19 protein-coding genes and 2 pseudogenes are annotated in these 17,185 nt (G+C 70.2%); 8 read left to right on the top strand and 13 right to left on the bottom strand.

Annotated elements, in window-relative coordinates:
* The 3 genes and pseudogenes from ACIA5D_RS29380 to ACIA5D_RS29370 form a co-directional block, all read left to right on the top strand.
* A pseudogene (locus tag ACIA5D_RS29380) lies at nucleotides 1-502 on the top strand (hypothetical protein); the annotation flags it as partial.
* Between the two features lie 522 nt (nucleotides 503-1,024).
* Nucleotides 1,025-2,614: a DEAD/DEAH box helicase gene (locus ACIA5D_RS29375; protein ID WP_396033793.1), complete on the top strand. Its 1,590-nt coding sequence runs from the start codon at nucleotides 1,025-1,027 to the stop codon at nucleotides 2,612-2,614.
* 66 nt (nucleotides 2,615-2,680) lie between these two features.
* Nucleotides 2,681-3,301, top strand: a complete 621-nt coding sequence (locus tag ACIA5D_RS29370) for a putative glycolipid-binding domain-containing protein (protein ID WP_396033526.1) — start codon at nucleotides 2,681-2,683, stop codon at nucleotides 3,299-3,301.
* 3 nt (nucleotides 3,302-3,304) lie between these two features.
* On the opposite strand, the gene ACIA5D_RS29365 is transcribed toward ACIA5D_RS29370, so the two are convergent.
* On the bottom strand, nucleotides 3,305-3,754 hold the full coding sequence (locus tag ACIA5D_RS29365) for an Lrp/AsnC family transcriptional regulator (RefSeq protein ID WP_020515111.1): 450 nt from the start codon (nucleotides 3,752-3,754) through the stop codon (nucleotides 3,305-3,307).
* Between the two features lie 210 nt (nucleotides 3,755-3,964).
* On the opposite strand from ACIA5D_RS29365, the gene ACIA5D_RS29360 reads away from it, so the two are divergent.
* The gene (locus tag ACIA5D_RS29360; protein ID WP_396033524.1) at nucleotides 3,965-4,240 is read left to right on the top strand and encodes a BldC family transcriptional regulator; all 276 of its coding nucleotides are present in this window, start codon (nucleotides 3,965-3,967) and stop codon (nucleotides 4,238-4,240) included.
* Here the strand turns inward: ACIA5D_RS29360 and ACIA5D_RS29355 are convergent.
* The 5 genes and pseudogenes from ACIA5D_RS29355 to ACIA5D_RS29335 form a co-directional block, all read right to left on the bottom strand.
* A complete protein-coding gene (locus tag ACIA5D_RS29355; protein WP_396033523.1) occupies nucleotides 4,213-4,851 on the bottom strand; it encodes a UbiX family flavin prenyltransferase in 639 nt (212 codons plus the stop codon). The genes ACIA5D_RS29360 and ACIA5D_RS29355 overlap by 28 nt on opposite strands.
* A 17-nt stretch (nucleotides 4,852-4,868) precedes the next feature.
* Entirely contained in the window at nucleotides 4,869-5,402 is a 534-nt protein-coding gene (locus ACIA5D_RS29350; RefSeq protein ID WP_396033815.1) for a hypothetical protein, read from the bottom strand.
* 53 nt (nucleotides 5,403-5,455) lie between these two features.
* Nucleotides 5,456-5,578, bottom strand: a pseudogene (locus ACIA5D_RS29345) (SigE family RNA polymerase sigma factor); the annotation flags it as partial.
* 109 nt (nucleotides 5,579-5,687) lie between these two features.
* On the bottom strand, nucleotides 5,688-6,584 hold the full coding sequence (mqnP, locus tag ACIA5D_RS29340; protein WP_396033522.1) for a menaquinone biosynthesis prenyltransferase MqnP: 897 nt from the start codon (nucleotides 6,582-6,584) through the stop codon (nucleotides 5,688-5,690).
* On the bottom strand, nucleotides 6,581-8,041 hold the full coding sequence (locus ACIA5D_RS29335; protein WP_396033521.1) for a menaquinone biosynthesis decarboxylase: 1,461 nt from the start codon (nucleotides 8,039-8,041) through the stop codon (nucleotides 6,581-6,583). Before ACIA5D_RS29335 ends, mqnP begins: the two co-directional genes overlap by 4 nt.
* 117 nt (nucleotides 8,042-8,158) lie before the next feature.
* Between ACIA5D_RS29335 and ACIA5D_RS29330 the strand changes: the two genes are divergently transcribed.
* Entirely contained in the window at nucleotides 8,159-9,316 is a 1,158-nt protein-coding gene (locus tag ACIA5D_RS29330; RefSeq protein WP_396033520.1) for a hypothetical protein, read from the top strand.
* A 167-nt stretch (nucleotides 9,317-9,483) separates the two neighbouring features.
* Here ACIA5D_RS29330 and ccsB read toward each other — a convergent pair whose 3' ends face one another.
* The 6 genes from ccsB to hemL are packed head-to-tail and all read right to left on the bottom strand — an operon-like array spanning nucleotide 9,484 to nucleotide 15,415.
* A complete protein-coding gene (gene ccsB, locus ACIA5D_RS29325; protein ID WP_396033519.1) occupies nucleotides 9,484-10,464 on the bottom strand; it encodes a c-type cytochrome biogenesis protein CcsB in 981 nt (326 codons plus the stop codon).
* Nucleotides 10,464-12,065, bottom strand: coding sequence for a cytochrome c biogenesis protein ResB (locus ACIA5D_RS29320; protein ID WP_396033518.1), 1,602 nt, complete (start codon nucleotides 12,063-12,065; stop codon nucleotides 10,464-10,466). Before ACIA5D_RS29320 ends, ccsB begins: the two co-directional genes overlap by 1 nt.
* Complete coding sequence (locus tag ACIA5D_RS29315) at nucleotides 12,062-12,865, bottom strand: cytochrome c biogenesis CcdA family protein (protein ID WP_396033517.1); 804 nt, start codon at nucleotides 12,863-12,865, stop codon at nucleotides 12,062-12,064. Before ACIA5D_RS29315 ends, ACIA5D_RS29320 begins: the two co-directional genes overlap by 4 nt.
* Nucleotides 12,865-13,425 carry a TlpA family protein disulfide reductase gene (locus ACIA5D_RS29310; RefSeq protein ID WP_396033516.1) on the bottom strand — a complete coding sequence of 187 codons (561 nt, stop codon included), beginning with the start codon at nucleotides 13,423-13,425 and terminating at the stop codon, nucleotides 12,865-12,867. The genes ACIA5D_RS29315 and ACIA5D_RS29310 overlap by 1 nt, the downstream gene beginning before the upstream one ends.
* The gene (locus tag ACIA5D_RS29305) at nucleotides 13,422-14,078 is read right to left on the bottom strand and encodes a histidine phosphatase family protein (protein WP_396033515.1); all 657 of its coding nucleotides are present in this window, start codon (nucleotides 14,076-14,078) and stop codon (nucleotides 13,422-13,424) included. The genes ACIA5D_RS29310 and ACIA5D_RS29305 overlap by 4 nt, the downstream gene beginning before the upstream one ends.
* Nucleotides 14,075-15,415 carry a glutamate-1-semialdehyde 2,1-aminomutase gene (hemL, locus tag ACIA5D_RS29300; protein WP_396033514.1) on the bottom strand — a complete coding sequence of 447 codons (1,341 nt, stop codon included), beginning with the start codon at nucleotides 15,413-15,415 and terminating at the stop codon, nucleotides 14,075-14,077. The genes ACIA5D_RS29305 and hemL overlap by 4 nt, the downstream gene beginning before the upstream one ends.
* Nucleotides 15,416-15,549: 134 nt before the next feature.
* Here hemL and ACIA5D_RS29295 point away from each other — a divergent pair, with 134 nt between their 5' ends.
* The 3 genes from ACIA5D_RS29295 to ACIA5D_RS29285 are packed head-to-tail and all read left to right on the top strand — an operon-like array spanning nucleotide 15,550 to nucleotide 16,627.
* Nucleotides 15,550-15,876 (top strand): STAS domain-containing protein, encoded by a 327-nt coding sequence (locus tag ACIA5D_RS29295; protein ID WP_396033513.1) that lies wholly within the window; start codon nucleotides 15,550-15,552, stop codon nucleotides 15,874-15,876.
* Between the two features lie 44 nt (nucleotides 15,877-15,920).
* Nucleotides 15,921-16,298: a MerR family transcriptional regulator gene (locus ACIA5D_RS29290; RefSeq protein ID WP_396033512.1), complete on the top strand. Its 378-nt coding sequence runs from the start codon at nucleotides 15,921-15,923 to the stop codon at nucleotides 16,296-16,298.
* Nucleotides 16,280-16,627, top strand: a complete 348-nt coding sequence (locus ACIA5D_RS29285; RefSeq protein ID WP_396033511.1) for a thioredoxin family protein — start codon at nucleotides 16,280-16,282, stop codon at nucleotides 16,625-16,627. Before ACIA5D_RS29290 ends, ACIA5D_RS29285 begins: the two co-directional genes overlap by 19 nt.
* Here ACIA5D_RS29285 and ACIA5D_RS29280 read toward each other — a convergent pair.
* Nucleotides 16,617-17,174, bottom strand: coding sequence for a two-component system response regulator (locus ACIA5D_RS29280; RefSeq protein ID WP_396033510.1), 558 nt, complete (start codon nucleotides 17,172-17,174; stop codon nucleotides 16,617-16,619). The genes ACIA5D_RS29285 and ACIA5D_RS29280 overlap by 11 nt on opposite strands.
* Between the last annotated feature and the right edge of the window lie 11 nt (nucleotides 17,175-17,185).

Genomic DNA, 17,185 nt, shown 5'->3' with positions numbered 1-17,185 from the left:
CACCGCACAGGCGGGCGGCAGCGGCCTCCCGGCGTACACGATGCCGCCCTCGGCACCCGCCCACCCGGCGGCGACCCCGCCGCCGCAGCACCCGTTCGGGGTCGGCGGCCCGGCCTCGATCACCCAGCCTTTCGGTGCGACTCACACGCCGTCCGCCCGGGTCAGCCCGCCACCGGCATATCCGCCGGAGTTCGATCCGTCGGCCACCTCGGCCCTTCCGCAGCAGCGGGGTCCGGGCGGCACCGTCTATGGCATGGGCGGCTACCCGTCGATCGACACCACGATGCCCGTCTCCACCAACCCGGTGGAAAACTCTGGCTCGCTGACCGGCCATATCCTGGCCCAGGGCTGGCGTGACGAGATCGTCGACCGCCGCCGCAGCAACATGAAGGTGGCCATCGCGATGCTCGTGGTGCTGGGTTTGCTGGTGACCGTAAGTGTGGTATTCCTGTTCACCGCCGGGAGTGCCTTCACCGACATGATTTCGGGCATGTTCGGCTGAGCTATCCTTGCGAGGTTTGCGCCGAGGGGTGAGCCTGCCCACTGCCGGCACGGAATGCGGTCGGCGTCCCAAACGTTGAGCCGTACACTTATGACAGTTGTTCACGCGGCGTGCCTTCACGGAGCATGCCACGGGCGTTCTTGCGGGCATTACAGCGGCGGGCTGATGGAAGCCGCGGCGGGCCATTTCGCGAGCATGCGCCCCCGTAGAGAGGTTCTCTTGACCACTTTCGCTGATCCCAGCACGTTCCCGTCCGTTTTCGAAACCCCCCAGACGCCCGAAGAGACGCCAGCCCCCGAAGAGACGCCGGCCCCCGAAGAGACGCAGACCCGCGAAGAGACGCAGGCCGCCGAAGGCACGCAGGTCCCCGACGAGGCGCTGACCTCGGCAGAGACCGAGGCCTCGGCAGAGACGCTGACCTCGGCAGAGACGCTGACCTCGGAGGAGACGCTGACCTCGGAGGAGACGCTGACCTCGGAGGAGACGCTGACCTCGGAGGAGACGCTGACCTCGGAGGAGACGCTGACCTCGGAGGAGACGCTTACCTCGGAGGAGATCGAGGCGCCCGTCGAGGTCGCGAAGAAGAGCTTCGCCGATCTTGGCATCAAGCCCGAACTTGTGCGCGTGCTCACTCGCGAGGGCATAATCACGCCGTTCGAGATCCAGGCCGCCACCATGCCCGACGCGCTGTCGGGCCGTGATGTTCTCGGCCGCGGCCAGACCGGCTCCGGCAAGACCCTGGCGTTCGGCCTGCCGCTGCTCACCCGCGTCGCGCAGGGTGGCCGCGCCCGGCCGCATCACCCCAAGGCCCTGATCCTGGTGCCGACCCGCGAGCTGGCCATGCAGGTGGCCGACGCGCTCCAGCCGTTGGGCCGGTCCGTCGGCGTCTTCCTGAAGACCGCGGTCGGCGGCGTGCCGTACGACCGTCAGATGGACGCGCTGCGCCGCGGCGTCGAGGTGATCGTGGCCACGCCCGGCCGTCTCGGCGACCTGATCGAGCGGGGCGCCTGCAACCTCGACGACGTCGAGGTCACGGTTCTCGACGAGGCCGACCAGATGGCCGACATGGGCTTCCTGCCCGAGGTCACCGAGCTGCTGGCCAAGACTCCGGCGAACGCGCAGCGTCTGCTCTTCTCGGCCACTCTCGACGGTGACGTCGACACCCTGGTCAAGCGGTTCATGCACGACCCGGTGACGCACTCGACGGCTCCGGCCGAGGCGAGCGTGTCCACGATGGATCACCACCTGCTGCTGATCCCGCCGCAGGAGAAGTTCCCGATCACCGCGGCGATCGCCAACCGGGAGGGCAAGACCATCGTCTTCGCCCGCACCCAGATGGGCGTCGACCGGCTGGTCGAGCAGCTTCGCCAGGTGGGCGTCCGGGCCGGCGCGCTGCACGGCGGCAAGACCCAGCGGGTACGCACCCGCACGCTCGCCGAGTTCAAGGAGGGCCGCTCCAACGTCCTCGTGGCGACCGACGTCGCGGCCCGTGGCATCCACGTCGACGGCATCTCGCTGGTCGTGCACGTGGACCCGCCGAAGGACCCGAAGGACTATCTGCACCGGGCCGGCCGCACCGCACGGGCCGGCGAGTCGGGCGCGGTGGTCACGCTGGTCCTGCCGAAGCAGCGCCGCAGCACCCAGGCCATGATGAGCAAGGCCGGCGTGGCGCCGGCCGAGGTCCGGGTCCGGCTGAACGACGAGAAGCTCGCCGAGGTCACCGGCGCGCGCGAGCCGTCCGGCGTCCCGGTGGCGGAAGAGCCGGAGCCCCGGCGCGGCGACCGGCCGCGGGGTCGTTTCGGCGACCGGCCGCAGCGTTCGTACGGCGACCGCCCGCAGCGCACTTACGGTGACCGTCCCCGCGGGGAGCGTACGGACCGTGACCGCTCGTACGGTGACCGTCCGCAGCACACCGACCGTGCCGGCTTCGGCGACCGGCAGGATCGGCCGGATCGGCCGTTCGCCGATCGCCCGCGCGGCGACCGCGGCGACCGCGGTTTCGCCCCGCGCAACGGCGAGCGCACGGGCGGCTTCCGCCGCGACAGCCAGCGGAACGACCGCCACGACGGCCCGTCGCCCCGCTTCGGCGCCCGCCCCGCCCGGACGTACTGACCGCAAGTAGACAAGCGCGCCCCGGCACACGGTGCCGGGGCGCGCTTTCTTTGAGAGGGTTGAGTCATGCCGACGATGCCCGAGTCGCTGTTCTGGAAACGACGAGACACCGCCGGGGCCGAGCACGCCCTGGTGGACGCCCGCAACGGCCTCTACGCCCGCGGGACGGTCCTCGCCGTCGATCCGATCCCCTTCACCTGCCGCTACGAGTTACGCACCGAGCCGGGCTGGTCGACCGCCCACGTCGACGTCACCGCCGAGGGCGCCGGCTGGGTGCGCAGCGTCCGGCTCGAGCTGGCCGCGGGCCGCTGGCGGGCCACCACCGCCGAGCGGGGCAACCTCGACGCCGTGCTCCGGGCCGGCGGGCACGCGGGCGCCGGCTTCCCGGGCATGGAAGACCCCGATCTTCTGTACGGCGCTTTCGACGTCGACCTCGGCGGCTCCCCGCTGACCAATACGCTTCCCATCCGCCGCCTGGGCCTGCTCAAGGCCGAGCCCGGCGTCTCGCACCGGATCAGCGCGGCCTGGGTTCTGATTCCCAGCCTCGAGGTGATTCAGGCCGACCAGATCTACACCCCGCTCGGCAACAACCGCGTCCGCTACGCCAGCGAGACGTTCAGCGCCGACCTGACGGTCGACGACGAGGGATTCGTCGTCGACTACCCCGGCCTCGCCACCAGAGAGTAAATCTCAACCCAGGCCGGGTTGGGGCCGGTTCTCCCACTTCGTCGACAGCGCGATCGCCGTACGCGTCGAAGCGACCCCCGGCGTGCGGTTGATCCGCACGATGAGCTGCTCGAGTTCGGCGATGGTGCCGACACGGACGATCAGCTGGTACGACTCCACCCCGGCCATGAAGTAGCAGCTCTCGACCTCGGGCATGGCCCGCACGGCCGCCAGCACGTCGTCGGTGTCGGCGCCGGAGTCTTCGATGATGCCGATCAGCGCGGTGACCCCGAGCCCGAGCGCCTCATGGTCGACATCGGCGCGGTAACCGCGGATGGTGCCGGCCGCTTCGAGCTTGCCGACCCGCTCGTGCACGGCGGGCGCGGAGAGTCCGACCTTGCGGGCCAGCTCGGCGTACGACGAGCGCGCATTCTCCCGTAGCAGGTCGATCAGCCGGAGGTCGATGGAGTCCATAGCTCAGACCCTAAACGGGTGGCAGATCGCTACTCACGCCCGGTAGCGACGAATCGGCGGCAGGATAACGATCACTGTCGCAATTAGGGCTTTTTCCGCATTCCAGGGACTCGGTTCCGGGGCAATGCTCTAATGGCTTTACGTCCCGATCGAGCACGCCGACACTCACCGTGATCACGGCCGCTCCAAGACCGACGCGAGGAGGGGGTTGTGGACACTGGAGATCGTCTGCTGACACCGGGCGAGGTGGCCGCGCTGTTCCGCGTCGACCCCAAAACGGTCACGCGGTGGGCTGCCGCCGGGCGCATCGGCAGCATCCGGACTCCGGGTGGCCACCGCCGGTTCCGCGAGTCAGAGGTCCGCGCGTTGCTCGAGGGCGACGGCGTGGTCGAAGAAATGCGCGAGGACGATGCCGCCAATCGGCCCCGCAATTCGGGCCCGAGCAATCCCGGCATGGGTTACGGCCCGCCGAACGGGTTGCGCTGAGCGTTCAGCTCGCCCTTCCATCGAGTCAAAAGCGTGTGGGGTACGCCGAGAGCGTCCAGCACCTTGCCCGCCACGAAGTCGACGAGTTGTTGCGCGGTCGCACCGGCCCCGGCGCCGTAGAAGCCGGGGCTGGCCGGCAGCACGACCGCCCCGGCGTCGTGCAGCGCGATCAGGTGTTCGAGGTGGCTGCGGGTCACCGGGGTCTCCCGCGGCACCACCACCGTGCGCCGGCGCTCCTTGAGGTTGACCTCGGCGGCCCGCTGGAGCAGGTCTTTCGAGAGCCCGATGGCGATGCCCGCGCACGCCGCCGTGCTGGCCGGCACGACCGCCATCCCCTTTGCCCGGTAGGAGCCGCTGCTCGGCCCGGCCGCCAGGTCGCCTGCCGGCCAGTACCGCAGGTCGCCTAGGTCTCGCCCGAGCCAGGCGGCCACGTCGTCCTTCCAGTGCGCGTCCCGCACGGACGCGCCGGTCTCGTCGAGCAGGGTCAGCCGGGCCGCGCGCGAGACGACCAGGTCGACGGATTCGCCCGCCTCCAGAAGGCCATTCAAAACCGCTTTCGCGTACGGCGTGCCGGAGGCGCCCGAGACGCCGACGACCCAGGGTTCACGCATGCCTCAAGTGTGCCCGTTCATTCCCCGCCCACCAGCGCGCTCGCCGGGAACGCCGCGCCCACGGGAATCCAGTTACCCGGGTCGGAGAGCGGCACGAACCGCCCCGACTTGATCATCCGGCCCAGCTCCACGGTGTCGACGGCCGACCGGCTCCGCGCCTCCTCCACGTAGGTGTCGCCGAGGAAGGCGTAGCAGTACCCCATCCGGCCGACGTCGCCGCCCTTGAGCGGCAGCTCCGGGCACAGCACGCCGTCCCGGGGCGTGCCATGGTCGGCGCTCGCCCGGCCGACCGAGAGCCTGATGGCGGCGAGCGACCGCACGTCGGGGAGCGGGTCGGGCTTGCCCAGCCGCGCGACGGCATCGGCAGTCGGCACGAACTGGGCGGAGTTCGTCGTGACCTCGACCAGCTTGTAGCCGTCGGGTACGTAGGAGACACCGAACGGGATCCGTACCGGCTTCGGCGTGCCCAGCCGGAGCGCCTCGGCCACCTGACGCTGCTCGGCGAGGGTGAGCGCGGATCGGCCGGGTCCGTCGGCTGCTCCCGCCGCCACCAGGACCTGCGCGTCTCGTCGATCGCGGCCCGGACCACCGCGGTCCGGGCGTACGCGTCGGGGTTGTCGATCCGGCGCCACTTCACGTAAAGCCGGGCGAGCGCGCTGAGGACCGCGTCCTCGGCCACCTGCCAATCGCCGCACGTGAGGTAGGCCAGTCCGCGCAGCGACTCCATGCGCGCGGCGGCGAACTCCCGGAACTCGGCCTCGTTGTCGCTCACGCGGATTAGACGGACGCCGCTGCCAAGGTGGTTACACCGAACACTGCCCAGTGTCGAGCGGGGGTCACAGCAGCGCCAAGTCGAGCAGCGCGAAGAGGAACAGCGCGATGCCGACGAAGCCGTTCGCCGTGAAGAACGCCCTGTTGACCTTGGACAGGTCGGTCGGGGTGACCACGATGTGCTGGTACGCGAACGCCGCCGCGGTGAGTGCCAGGCCGATCCACCAGAGCCAGCTCAGGCCGACCAGCTGACCGAACCAGACGAACAAGGCGAACGTCACCACGTGTGTGACGGTGGAGATGTGCAGCGCGGTGCGCACGCCCCAGCGGGCCGGGGTGGAGTGCACGCCGATCTGGCGGTCGATCTCGACGTCTTGACAGGCGTAGATGATGTCGAAGCCGCCGATCCACAGGCCGACCGCAACCCCGAGGAGCCAGGCCGGTCCCGAGCCGGCGAAGGTGCCGGTGATGCCGAGCCAGGCCCCGACCGGCGCCACCGCCTGCGCGAGCGCGAGCACGTAGTGCGGATAGTTCGTGAAGCGCTTCGCGTACGGGTAGATCACCAGCGGGATCACCGCCAGTGGGAACAACGCCAGGCACAGCCAGTTGAGCAGGCCCGCGGCGACCGCCATGACGACCAGCGACACCACCGCACCCGTCCAGGCGGTGCGCAGCGAGACAGCGCCGGTGACGAGCTCACGATTCTGCGTACGCGGATTCAGGGCGTCGATCTTGCGGTCGAGGATGCGGTTGGCCGCCATCGCGAAGGTGCGGCCCGAGACCATCGCGACCGTGATCAGCAGCAGGTCGATCCAGTGGATGCCGGTGCCCTCGCGATCGAGGGCCACCAGCGCGGAGAGGTACGCGAACGGCAGCGCGAAGATCGAGTGCTCGATCTTGACCAGCTCGAGGAAAGACTTGATCCGGCCCGGCTTTTCCGGGACCGCGGCGACCGCCGTCATATGCCGTATTCCTTCCAGCGCTTGTCCACGAGCGCGACCACCTCGCTCGACATGGCCATCTCTTCCGGCCAGCCACGGGCGTAGCCCTCGGACGGCAGCTTACGGGTGGCGTCGATGCCCGCCTTGCCGCCCCAGAACTGCTGGTACGACGCGTGGTCGAGGTGGTCGACCGGGCCCTGGACGAGCAGCAGGTCGCGGTCGTAGTCGACGTTGCCGAACGCGCGGAACGCCACCTCGGCGTAGTCGTGGACGTCGCAGTCCTCGTCGACCACCACGATGAGCTTGGTCAGCGACATCAGGTGGGCGCCCCAGATCGCATTCATGATCTTTTGTGCATGCTTCGGGTAGCGCTTCTTGATCGAGACAATCACGCAGTTGTGGAAGACGCCGGCGGCCGGCATGTCGTAGTCGACGATGTCGGGGATCAGCATGCGCAGCAGCGGCAGGAAGATGCGCTCGGTCGCCTTGCCGAGGCCGTGGTCTTCCTGCGGCGGCTTGGACGTGATGATCGAGTGGTAGATCGGCTTCTTCCGCATGGTCATCGCCTCGATGTGCAGCACCGGGAACGGCTCGACCGGGGTGTAGAAGCCGGTGTGGTCGCCGAACGGGCCCTCGGGCGCACGCTCGCCGGGCTCGAGATAGCCCTCGAGCACGACCTGGGCGTGCGCGGGGACCTGCAGCGGAACCGTCAGGCAGTCGACCATCTCGACTCGCTCGCCCCGCAGGAAGCCGGCGAACAGGTATTCGTCGATGTCGGAGGGCAGCGGGGCGCTCGCCGCGTAGCAGACCACCGGGTCGCAGCCGATCGCCACGGCCACCGGCAGGCGCTCGCCACGGCGCTCGGCGACCGCGTGGTGTGCGGTCGAGTCTTTGTGGATCTGCCAGTGCATGCCCAGCGTGTTCTTCGAGTGCTGCTGGAGGCGGTAGAGGCCCAGATTGCGCTTGCCGGTCTCGGGGTGCTTGGTGTGGGTGAGCCCGAAGTTGTGGAAGACGCCGCCGTCGCCGGGCCAGACCTGGAGGCCGGGCAGCCGGTCGAGATCGACCTCGTCACCCTTCAACACCACCTCTTGGCAGGGGGCGGTCTTGACCTTCTTGGGCGGCAGCGACTTGAGCTGGAGCGCTTTGCCGATGCCTTCGCGGATGCCGGACCAGCCCACCGGGAGCTCGGGCTTGATCAGCGAGCCGATGCGGTCGCCGATCTCGTCGAGCGACTCGACGCCGAGGGCCATCGCCATGCGCTTCTCGGTGGCGAACAGGTTGATCGCCACCGGCATCTCGCCGCGGGTCGGCCGCTCGAAAAGCAGGGCCGGACCACCGGCCCGTACGGTGCGGGTCACGACCTCGCTGATCTCGAGCGTGGGGTCGACCGGGACGGTGACCCGGCGCAGCTCACCGGCCGATTCGAGGGCCGACAGGAAGCTCTGTAGATCTTCATAGGGAAACCCACGAGACGCCATGCACCCCAGTCTTCACCACCCCTGCGACAGTTCCGCACTCGGGCGATCACCGTCACTCGGGATGTCCGATTCGCGTTAATGTGGGCGATTGTTCCCCATCGGGTCAGCGAGGTGACGATGAACGTCCGGAGCGTGGCGCGCTGGTGCGCGCTGACCGTGCTCACCGCCCTGCTGGCCGGGGCCGCCCCGGCGGTCTCCGCCCCCTCGGCCCCGCGCCTGCCCGCCTGCCCGGTCGGCAAGGCCTCCACCCGGCCGCCGACGACGCCGGCCGACCCGAGCGCTCCCGGCGCCTGCCGCGCGGCCGGGCGCATCCTCGAGTCCGGGATCCAGCTCACCAAGCCCGTCCAGCCCGCCGCGGCCGCCTTCACCCCGAGCGGCTACCACCACCTCGGCGCGAACTCCGCCGGCGAGTGGAGCGGCGTCTCCGGCCGCATCTCGGTGGTGGACGGCTCGATCCGGCCCGGTAGCTACGACTTCGTGGCCGGTCGCTTCATGGTCAAGCGGAACCTGGGCGGCGGGCAGATCTCCTGGCTCGAGGCCGGGTGGGCGCAGACCGGGTGGGCCGGGCCGCTGCGCCAGCACATCTACACGTTCAACACCAACACGCACTCGTGGCAGTTCTACGACCAGTACGCGCTGCGGCCCGGCGACCGGGTGTGGCTCGACCTGCACAGCGACGCGAACGGCGTGTGGGGCGCCTGGCTCTGGTGGAACAACCGGTGGAACCTGCTCACCGCCCAGCGCCTGCCGATCGGGTCGAGCGCGTTCGTGGAGCAGTACGTCGAGGTGCACGTCGACTCCGGCCGCCCGGCTCGCATCGACGTGCCCGAGGTGACCGTCGACAACGTGCAGCTTCGCCCCGCGGACGGCAGCGCGGCCCGCTACTGGCGCGATGACGTGCCGACGCTGACCGGGTACAGCCCGAACCAGCCGCAGCGCACCGGCGACTTCTGCCTGAACTGGGTCAACCGATACGACACGTGGACGGCCGGCGACTGCGGCCCCGACACCGACGCCCCGGCAGGCGGAGGCGGACGACTGGCTCCCTCGGCGACAACGGCGCTCACGCAGACCACCGCGGCCGCTGCCACGCAGACCACCGTGGGCCCTGCCACGCAGACCATCGCGCCGCCCGCGACCACGCAGCCGACCGTGCCGGGCGAGGCCGATCCCGGGACGCCCGCGCCGGGCACCTCGACGTCACCGGCGGCGAACCCACCCACATCGGCCGCGCCCGAGGAACGGCCGCTGCTCGGTGGGCTCCTCGGGCAGTAGGCCGGACCACCGAGCTCAGCCCGGCGGTCGCGGCAAAGGCTTGCGTCGCATCCGGCTCGCGTCGCTCTACGGGCCGGTGGCTGCTGCGGTTGTTGTGGTCGCTGCTCGTAGCGAAAAGGGTCCTTCTCCAAACGCTCGCCGCGAGAGACGCACGAAAGCCGGAGCCCCTACATACCGCCCGCATTGGCATATGAATGGAAGCCGCTGAAGAACAAATTCACGCCGAACAGGTTCATCAGCATGGTCGCGAAGCCCAGTAGCGCGATCCACGTCGCCACCGTGCGCTTCACGCTCGGCGTGGCCCGGGCGTGCAGGTAGCCCGCGTAGACGATCCAGGAGATGAACGCCCAGACCTCCTTGGGGTCCCACCCCCAGTACCGGCCCCAGGACGCCTCGGCCCAGATCGGCCCGGCGATCAGCGCGCCGAACGTGAACAGCGGGAACGCGAACGCGTGCAACCGGAAGGTCAGCCGCTCGAGCACCGTGGCGTCCGGTGTGTTCTTGCCGAGCGAGTACGGGAAGCGCCGCTTGCCCTTGTCGTACCCGTCGCGGATCAGGAACATCGTGGCCGGCACCGCGCCGACCAGGAAAATGCCGGACCCCACGATGATCGTCGAGACGTGGATGATGAACCAGTACGAGTGCAGGGCCGGCACGAGCGGCCCCACCGGGGTGTACGCGATCATGCCGGCGGCGCCGAGCAGCAGCACCAGCGCGAGCGAGACGAACAGGCCGATGTGCCGGACGGCTGGCCGGCGCAACAGGATGCCCACCCAGACCGCCGACCCGACGAAGGTCGCGGAGAGGATGTACTCGTACATGTTGCCCCAGGGCATGCGGTCGGCCGCGATGCCGCGCGTGACCAGCGTGCCCAGGTGCAGCAGCAGGGCGAGGATGTTGACGCCGACGGCGATGCGGCCGATGATCTCGGACCGTTTGTCGGGCTGGGGCGGGGCCTCGACAACGACATCGTCCACCACGTCGTCCTCGACCGGCGCCCCGACGCCGACGAGCTGCCTTGCGGGCCGCACGGCCGCACGCCCTATCCGGCTCTTGGAGCCGAAGGCATATTCGGCGGCGTACAGCACCATCGCGACCAGATAGGCCAGGACGGTCACCGCCATCAGCTGATTCGACAACTCCGCCATCAGGGCGTCCCTTCCTCGGCGGCCTTCACCAACTGCGTGAACTCGTCGGCGAAACCGGGATAGTCGGTGCGCGGGAGACCACCGGCCGACAACAACGTACCTCCGGACGACTCCGGCGAAGCTGGCAGGGCGCGGAACCAGACCCGGCGACGATGGCCGGCGAGCGACAGCATCAGCCCGAGCAGGCCGATCGCCGCGCCCGCCAGCACCAGCGTCTGCGTCGGGTCGTACCGGATCGAGAGCGTGGCGAACGGCCGGGTGCCAAGGAACTCCAGCTTGGTGCCGTCGTCCAGGGTCCAGCTGTCGCCGATCTCGAGCTTGTGCGGCCGCGCGCCGCTCACGTTCTTGAGGTCGCCGGTCGCGATCTGCCCCTGGTTGAGCGAGTAGACCGAGCCGGGCGTGCCCACGTCGAGCCCGAGGTCGCCGCGGTAGGCGGTGAGGAACAGCGCGGGCGCGTTCTCGGCCGGGAAGGTCGACGTCGCGCCGGTACCGACCGTGGGCAGATAGCGGCCCTCGAATCCCATCTGGAGGGTCGCGTCCCGCTTGTTCGTCCGGGGATCGATGTTCACGTCCGGGAACTGGGCGACGCCCTCGCTGGTGAACATGCCGTCGATCGGCAGGAACGGCACGGTCTTGGTCTGCGAGGCGCCGAACCGGTCGGTGTAGCGCACGGTCACCGCGTAGCCGTGGCCGATCAGATGCACGTTGGCGCCGTGCAGCCGCAGCGGGTCGTTGACCGTGAACGTACGGGTCTTCTCGGGGCCGTCGTCCTCGCTCACCGCGACCGTGGCCGAGAACTTCTTGGGCTGGCCGGTGGACTCGTACGCGGCCTGGAAATCGGTCAGCTCGAGGCAGAAGTTCGGCAGGTCGGCGGCGTCCACGCGCGGGCCGAGCGTGGAGTCGTCGTACTGGGCGAGCGAGTCGCAGAAGCCCTGGTCGGCGCCGGCCACCAGGATCCGGTTGCCGTGCCACCCGTACCAGTGCCCGAAGCCCACCCCGATCAGCACCGCGAGCAGCGCGAAGTGGAAGAGCAGGTTGCCGGTCTCCTTGAGGTGGCCCTTCTCGGCCGAGACCGTGAAGCTGCCGTCCTCCTGCTCGCGCACCTTGGCGCGCCAGCGTCGTTTCCGCAGGATGCCGGCGACGGCCGCGGCCACCTCGGCGGGCGCCTCCGCGCGCTCGGATTCCGGCGCCGACTCGGGCAGGCGTGAAAGGTGGCGCGGCGCGTCCGGCGGGGCCTGGCGCAGCGCGCGCACGTGGTCGCGGAGCCGGGGCAGAACGCAGCCGACCAGCGAGGTGAACAGCAGCAGGTAGATCGAGGCGAACCACGGCGACCCGTACACCTCGAAGCCGCCGAGCCGCTCGAGCCAGGGCGCCAGTTGGGGGTGGGCCTGGTAGTAGTCGGTGACCCGCTGCGAGTCGACCGCGCGCTGGGGGAAGACCGAGCCGGGAATCGCGGCGACGGCCAGCAGGAAGAGCAGGACCAGCGCCGTACGCATGCTGGTGAGCTGTCGCCACGAGTTGCGCAGGAGAGCCCACACGCGGCTGGGCCGCCCCGGTGGCGGCGCGGCCGGCGGGGCCGGGCGTTCCTCGACCACGGTCACAGCAACGTCTCCTGACCGAAGTTGAAAGTGGTCAGCAGCCAGACCAGGAAGTGGTTCCACCCGCCGGTGACCAGCGCGACGCCGACCAGGATCAGCAGCACGCCGCCGACCCGGGTCACCCACCGGCTGTTGCGGCGGATGGCGCGGAAGACGCCGAGCAACTTGCGGAAGAACAGGCCGAAGAGCACGAACGGAAGGCCCAGCCCCAGGCTGTACGCGAGGGAGAGCGTCACCGCCCGGCTGGTCTGCCCGCTGGTCGTGGCGAGGGCGGCCACCGCGGCCAGGGTCGGCCCGGTGCACGGCAGCCAGGAGAGCGCGAAGATCGCCCCGAAGACCGGCGCGCCGACCAGGCCGGCCGCCGGGAGCTTGCTGATCCGCACCTCGCGCTGCAGGCCCGGGATCCAGCCCAGATAGCCGAAGCCGAGCACGATCACCAGCACGCCAAGGATCACGTTGAGCATGTCCTGGTGCGTCTTGAGGGCGAAGCCGATGTTGGCCACCAGGGTCAGCAGCAGCGTGAACACGACCGAGAAGCCGAGCACGAAGAGACCGGTGCCGGCCAGCACCCGGCCGCTGATCCGGGTCTTCACGGCGACGGCGCCCTCGGCGGGCTCGCGGGCTTCCGGGACGTCGCGGGCGTCCAGATCGGAGCCGGCCAGGCCGGTCACGTACGAGAGGTAGCCCGGCAGCAGCGGCAGCACACACGGCGAGAGGATGCTGACCAGGCCGGCGGCGGCCGCGACGGCGATGGCCAGCAGCAGCGGGCCGGTGCCGGCGATCGAGGCGAACTGGTCACCCATCACCCGGTCCCTTCCGCGGCGATCTTCTCGACCAGCGGCCGGAGCTCGGTATGCGTGGTGGCGGCCCGCAGCGCCACCGCGATCCGCCCTTGCCGGTCGAGGATCAGCGTCTGCGGGGTGGTGGTCTGGGTGACGTCGAACTTCAGCGCCACCTTGCCTGCGAAGTCATAGATGCTCGGGTACGTCACCCGGCCGCGCTCGAAGGCGACGGCCGCGTCTTTGTCGTCGCGCGAGTTGACTCCGATGAAGCTGACGCCCTTGGCCTTGGTCGCCTGGTACGTCGTCTCGAGGTCGTCGGCCTCGGCCCGGCACGGCGCGCACCACGAGCCCCAGAAGTTGACCACCACGACCTTGCCGCGGTCCTGCGTGATGTCGTAGGTGCCGCCGCCGAGCAGGTCGCCGGTCACGTCCTCGACCTGCGGGCGCTGATCGGGCGCGCACTCGACCACGTTGCCGGTGGTGGTGCACTTCTTGGCCCAGTTCTCGCCGCCACAGCCGGTCAGGACGACCGCCGCGACGGCGGCGACGGCCAGGACTCCGGCGAGGCGGCGCATGGTCAAGCTCCCTTGGCGGTCTTGGCGGAGGCGGAGAGGGCCACCAGGTGCGCGGCCGGCTCGGAATACTCCATGCCGACGACCGTGGAACCCTCGAACAGGAACGTGGTGAGGCTGGCCAGGCCGCACTGCCGGCGGCGCGGGTCGTGCCAGAGCCGCTTCTTCTCGACGTACCGCCGCAGCGTCCAGATCGGCAGCTGATGCGAGACGCAGACGGCCTCGTGGCCCTCGGCCGCGACCCGGGCGGCCTGGACGGCGGCGAACATGCGCTGGGCGATCTGAAGATAAGGCTCGCCCCAGGACGGCGTGATCGGGTCACGCAGCACCCACCAGTTGCGCGGGTTGCCGAACGCGCCGTCGCCGACCGACACCTTCTTTCCCTCGAAGTAGTTCGCGCTCTCGATCAGCCGGATGTCGGTGGCGACCTCGAGCTTGAACTCGGCGGCGATCGGGGCGGCCGTCTCCTGTGCGCGCTCGAGAGGGCTGGCCACCACGTACGTGATGTCGCGGGCGGCCAGGGTCTCAGCGGCGGCCTTGGCCATCTGCTGGCCGAGCTCGGACAGGTGGAAGTCGGGCAGCCGCCCGTACAGGATCTTGTTGGGGTTGAAGACCTCGCCGTGCCGCAGCACGTGCACCCTGGTCCTGGTCGGCTCGCTCACGCAACGCTCCCCGCCGCACGTGCCGCGTGCGGCAGCGCCGCGGCAATCTGTTCCAGCGCCGCGTCGTCGAGCGCCGTCGAAACGAACCATGACTCGAACGCGCTGGGCGGCAGGTAGACGCCGCGGGCGAGCATGGCGTGGAAGAAGGCCTTGAACTGGGCGGCATCTTGCGTCTTCGCCGAGTCGTAGTCGACCACGTCGGCGTCGGTGAAGAAGATCGAGAACATGTTTCCGGCGTACGAGAGCCGGTGCGCGACGCCGGCCTCGCCGAGCGCCTGGGAGGTGAGCGCGCCGACCGTGGCCGAGAGCTCGTCGAGCCGCTTGTACGCCGCGTCGTCGGCGAGCCGCAGCGAGGCGAGGCCCGCGGCGCAGGCCAGGGGATTACCGGAGAGGGTGCCGGCCTGGTAGACCGGCCCGGCCGGGGCGAGCCGCGACATGATCTCGCGGCGCCCGCCGAACGCGGCCGCGGGCAGGCCGCCGCCCATCACCTTGCCGAAGGTGAACAGGTCGGCGTCGACCGGCTCGAGGCCCGCCCAGCCGCCGGCCGAGACCCGGAAGCCGGTCATCACCTCGTCGACAATCAGCAGCGCGCCGTGCGCGTGGGCGATCTCGGCCAGCCGCTGGTTGAAGCCCTCCCGCGGCGCGACCACGCCCATGTTGCCGGCGGCGGCCTCGGTGATCACCGCGGCGATCTCGCTGCCGTTCGCCGCGAACGCGGCCTCGACGGCGGCGGGGTCGTTGTAGGGCAGAACGATCGTCTCGGCCGTGGCCGCGCCGGTCACGCCGGGCGAGTCGGGCAGGCCGAGCGTGGCGACGCCCGAGCCGGCCGCGGCCAGCAACGCGTCGACGTGCCCGTGGTAGCAGCCCGCGAACTTGATCACCTTGGCCCGGCCGGTGAAGCCGCGGGCCAGCCGGATCGCGGTCATGGTGGCCTCGGTGCCCGAGTTGACCAGGCGGACCTCGTCGACCGGCGTCCGCCGGACGATCTCCTCGGCCAGGTCGACCTCGCCGGCCGTCGGGGTGCCGAAGCTGGTGCCGCGGGCGGCCGCCGCCTGCACCGCGGCGACGATCTCGGGGTGCGCGTGGCCGTGGATCAGCGGGCCCCACGAGCAGACCAGGTCGACGTAGCGCCGGCCGTCGGCGTCGGTGAGCCAGGGACCGCGGCCCTTGGCCATGAATCGGGGCGTGCCGCCGACCGCTCGGAACGCACGCACGGGTGAATTGACCCCGCCGGGCACGATGGCCGAGGCGCGGTCGAAGAGGGCCTGGGAGACCGGGGCGTCCTCCGGGTAGGGGAGGCCCTCGGCGCGGTATGTCGTGGTCACAGCGGCTCCCATTCTGTCAGCGACGCGTCCGTGCCGTCTCAAGAGGGTTGTTCACGTCGTGCGTGCGTCACACCAGCATGTCCGGTACGACCCGATACGAACGTGCCCAACGGGCAGATCAACCCCCCGGACGATAGGCTGGGGCCGTGGAGCGACCGGAGTTGACCATCACGGTTGAGCGTGCGCCCGACGAGGTCGTACTCCACCTCGCCGGTGAGATCGACGTGCTCACGGTCACCAACCTCTCGGCCATCGTCAATGACACCCTGGCCGATCCGCCACCGCGCATCGTGCTCGACATGGCCGGTGTCACATTCTGCGACTCGCAGGGCCTCGGCACCCTCGTCGTGCTCAGCCGCAAGGCGCAGCACGCCCGCACGGTGCTCGCGCTGACCAACGTCGGCGACTTCCTCATGCGCGTCCTCGACATCACGGGCCTGCGCAGCGCCCTCATGATCAGCTCTGCGCCGTAAAAGAGAGTTGCCTTGACGTCGGCGTGAAGGCCTACCGTCGGTGCATGCTGATCGGTGAGCTGGCCGAACTGGCCGGGACCAGTGCCCGGACCCTGCGCTATTACGAAGAGCAGGGTCTCGTGCGCCCCCGGCGCGACCCCAACGGCTACCGGCACTACGACGACGCCGAGCTCCGGGTCGTCCACGAGATCCGCTCGCTGCTCGCGGTGGGTTTCGGCATGGACGACATCAAGCCCTTCGTCGAGTGCCTGCGCGTCACCGGCTCGGGCCACGTCTGCCCCGACTCGGTGGCGGTCCTGCGCCGGAAGGTGACCGAGGTCGACGGCCTCATCGCCGAGCTCACCGACGTCCGTCAGCGCCTGCACACGCAACTGACCCAGGCCGTCGCACACCGGGAGAGCCAGTGCTGGAAACCGATCTGATCACCGTCACCGACGCCGACTTCGCCTCGCTCGTGCTGAAGGCCGAGCTGCCGTTCGTCGTCGACTTCTGGGCCGAGTGGTGCCCGCCGTGCCGCCCGATGGCGCAGGTGCTGGCCGAGCTGGCGGGCGAGTTCCGCGGCGAGCTGCTGATCGGCAAACTCAACGCCGACGAGAACCCCGAGACCACCCGCGCCTACCGGGTCATGTCGATGCCGACCCTGCTGTTCTTCTCGGGCGGCGTGCCGACCACGTCGCTGGTCGGCTTCCGGCCGAAGTCCGTGCTGCGGTCGGCGCTGGCCGGCGCCGTGCAGCCGTACATCAATCGGTAGGACTCCCCCAGCGGGCCTTCTCGAGCAGCGCCAGGGCCTCGGAGCCCGCCTCGTCGCCGTTCGCGCGCAGCACCCGTGCCGCCTCGTCGACCGTCTCGGTGAGGCGCTGCCACTGCGCGTCGCGCTCACGGGTGGCGTCGGCCTGGGCCTTGAGCTGCTGAGTCTTCGTCCACAGATCCACGAAGATGTTGACCTTGGCGCGCAGCACCCACGGGTCGAACGGCTTCGTGAGGTAGTCGACCGCGCCGACCGCGTAACCCCGCAGCGCGAGTTGCGCATCGCGGTCGGCCGCGGTCAAGAACAAGATGGGTACGTGCCGAGTGCGCTCCCGCCGCTTGATGTGGCTGGCCGTCTCGAAACCGTCCATGTTGGGCATCTGCGCGTCCAGCAGGATCACCGCGAAGTCGTCGGTGAGCAGCTGTTTCAGCGCGGCCTCGCCGCTCTCGACGGCAACCGGGGTGACCGGCAGGCCCTGGAGGATGGCCTCCAAAGCGAGCAGATTGTCTTTCCGGTCGTCGACCAGCAGGGCCTTGGCGCGTTCCGCCACGCCCCCTCCTC

It is taken from the genome of Actinoplanes sp. NPDC051513 (assembly GCF_044454685.1).
In the GTDB taxonomy this organism is placed as follows: Bacteria; Actinomycetota; Actinomycetes; order Mycobacteriales; family Micromonosporaceae; genus Actinoplanes.
This window is presented reverse-complemented; position numbering and strand designations above follow the sequence as displayed.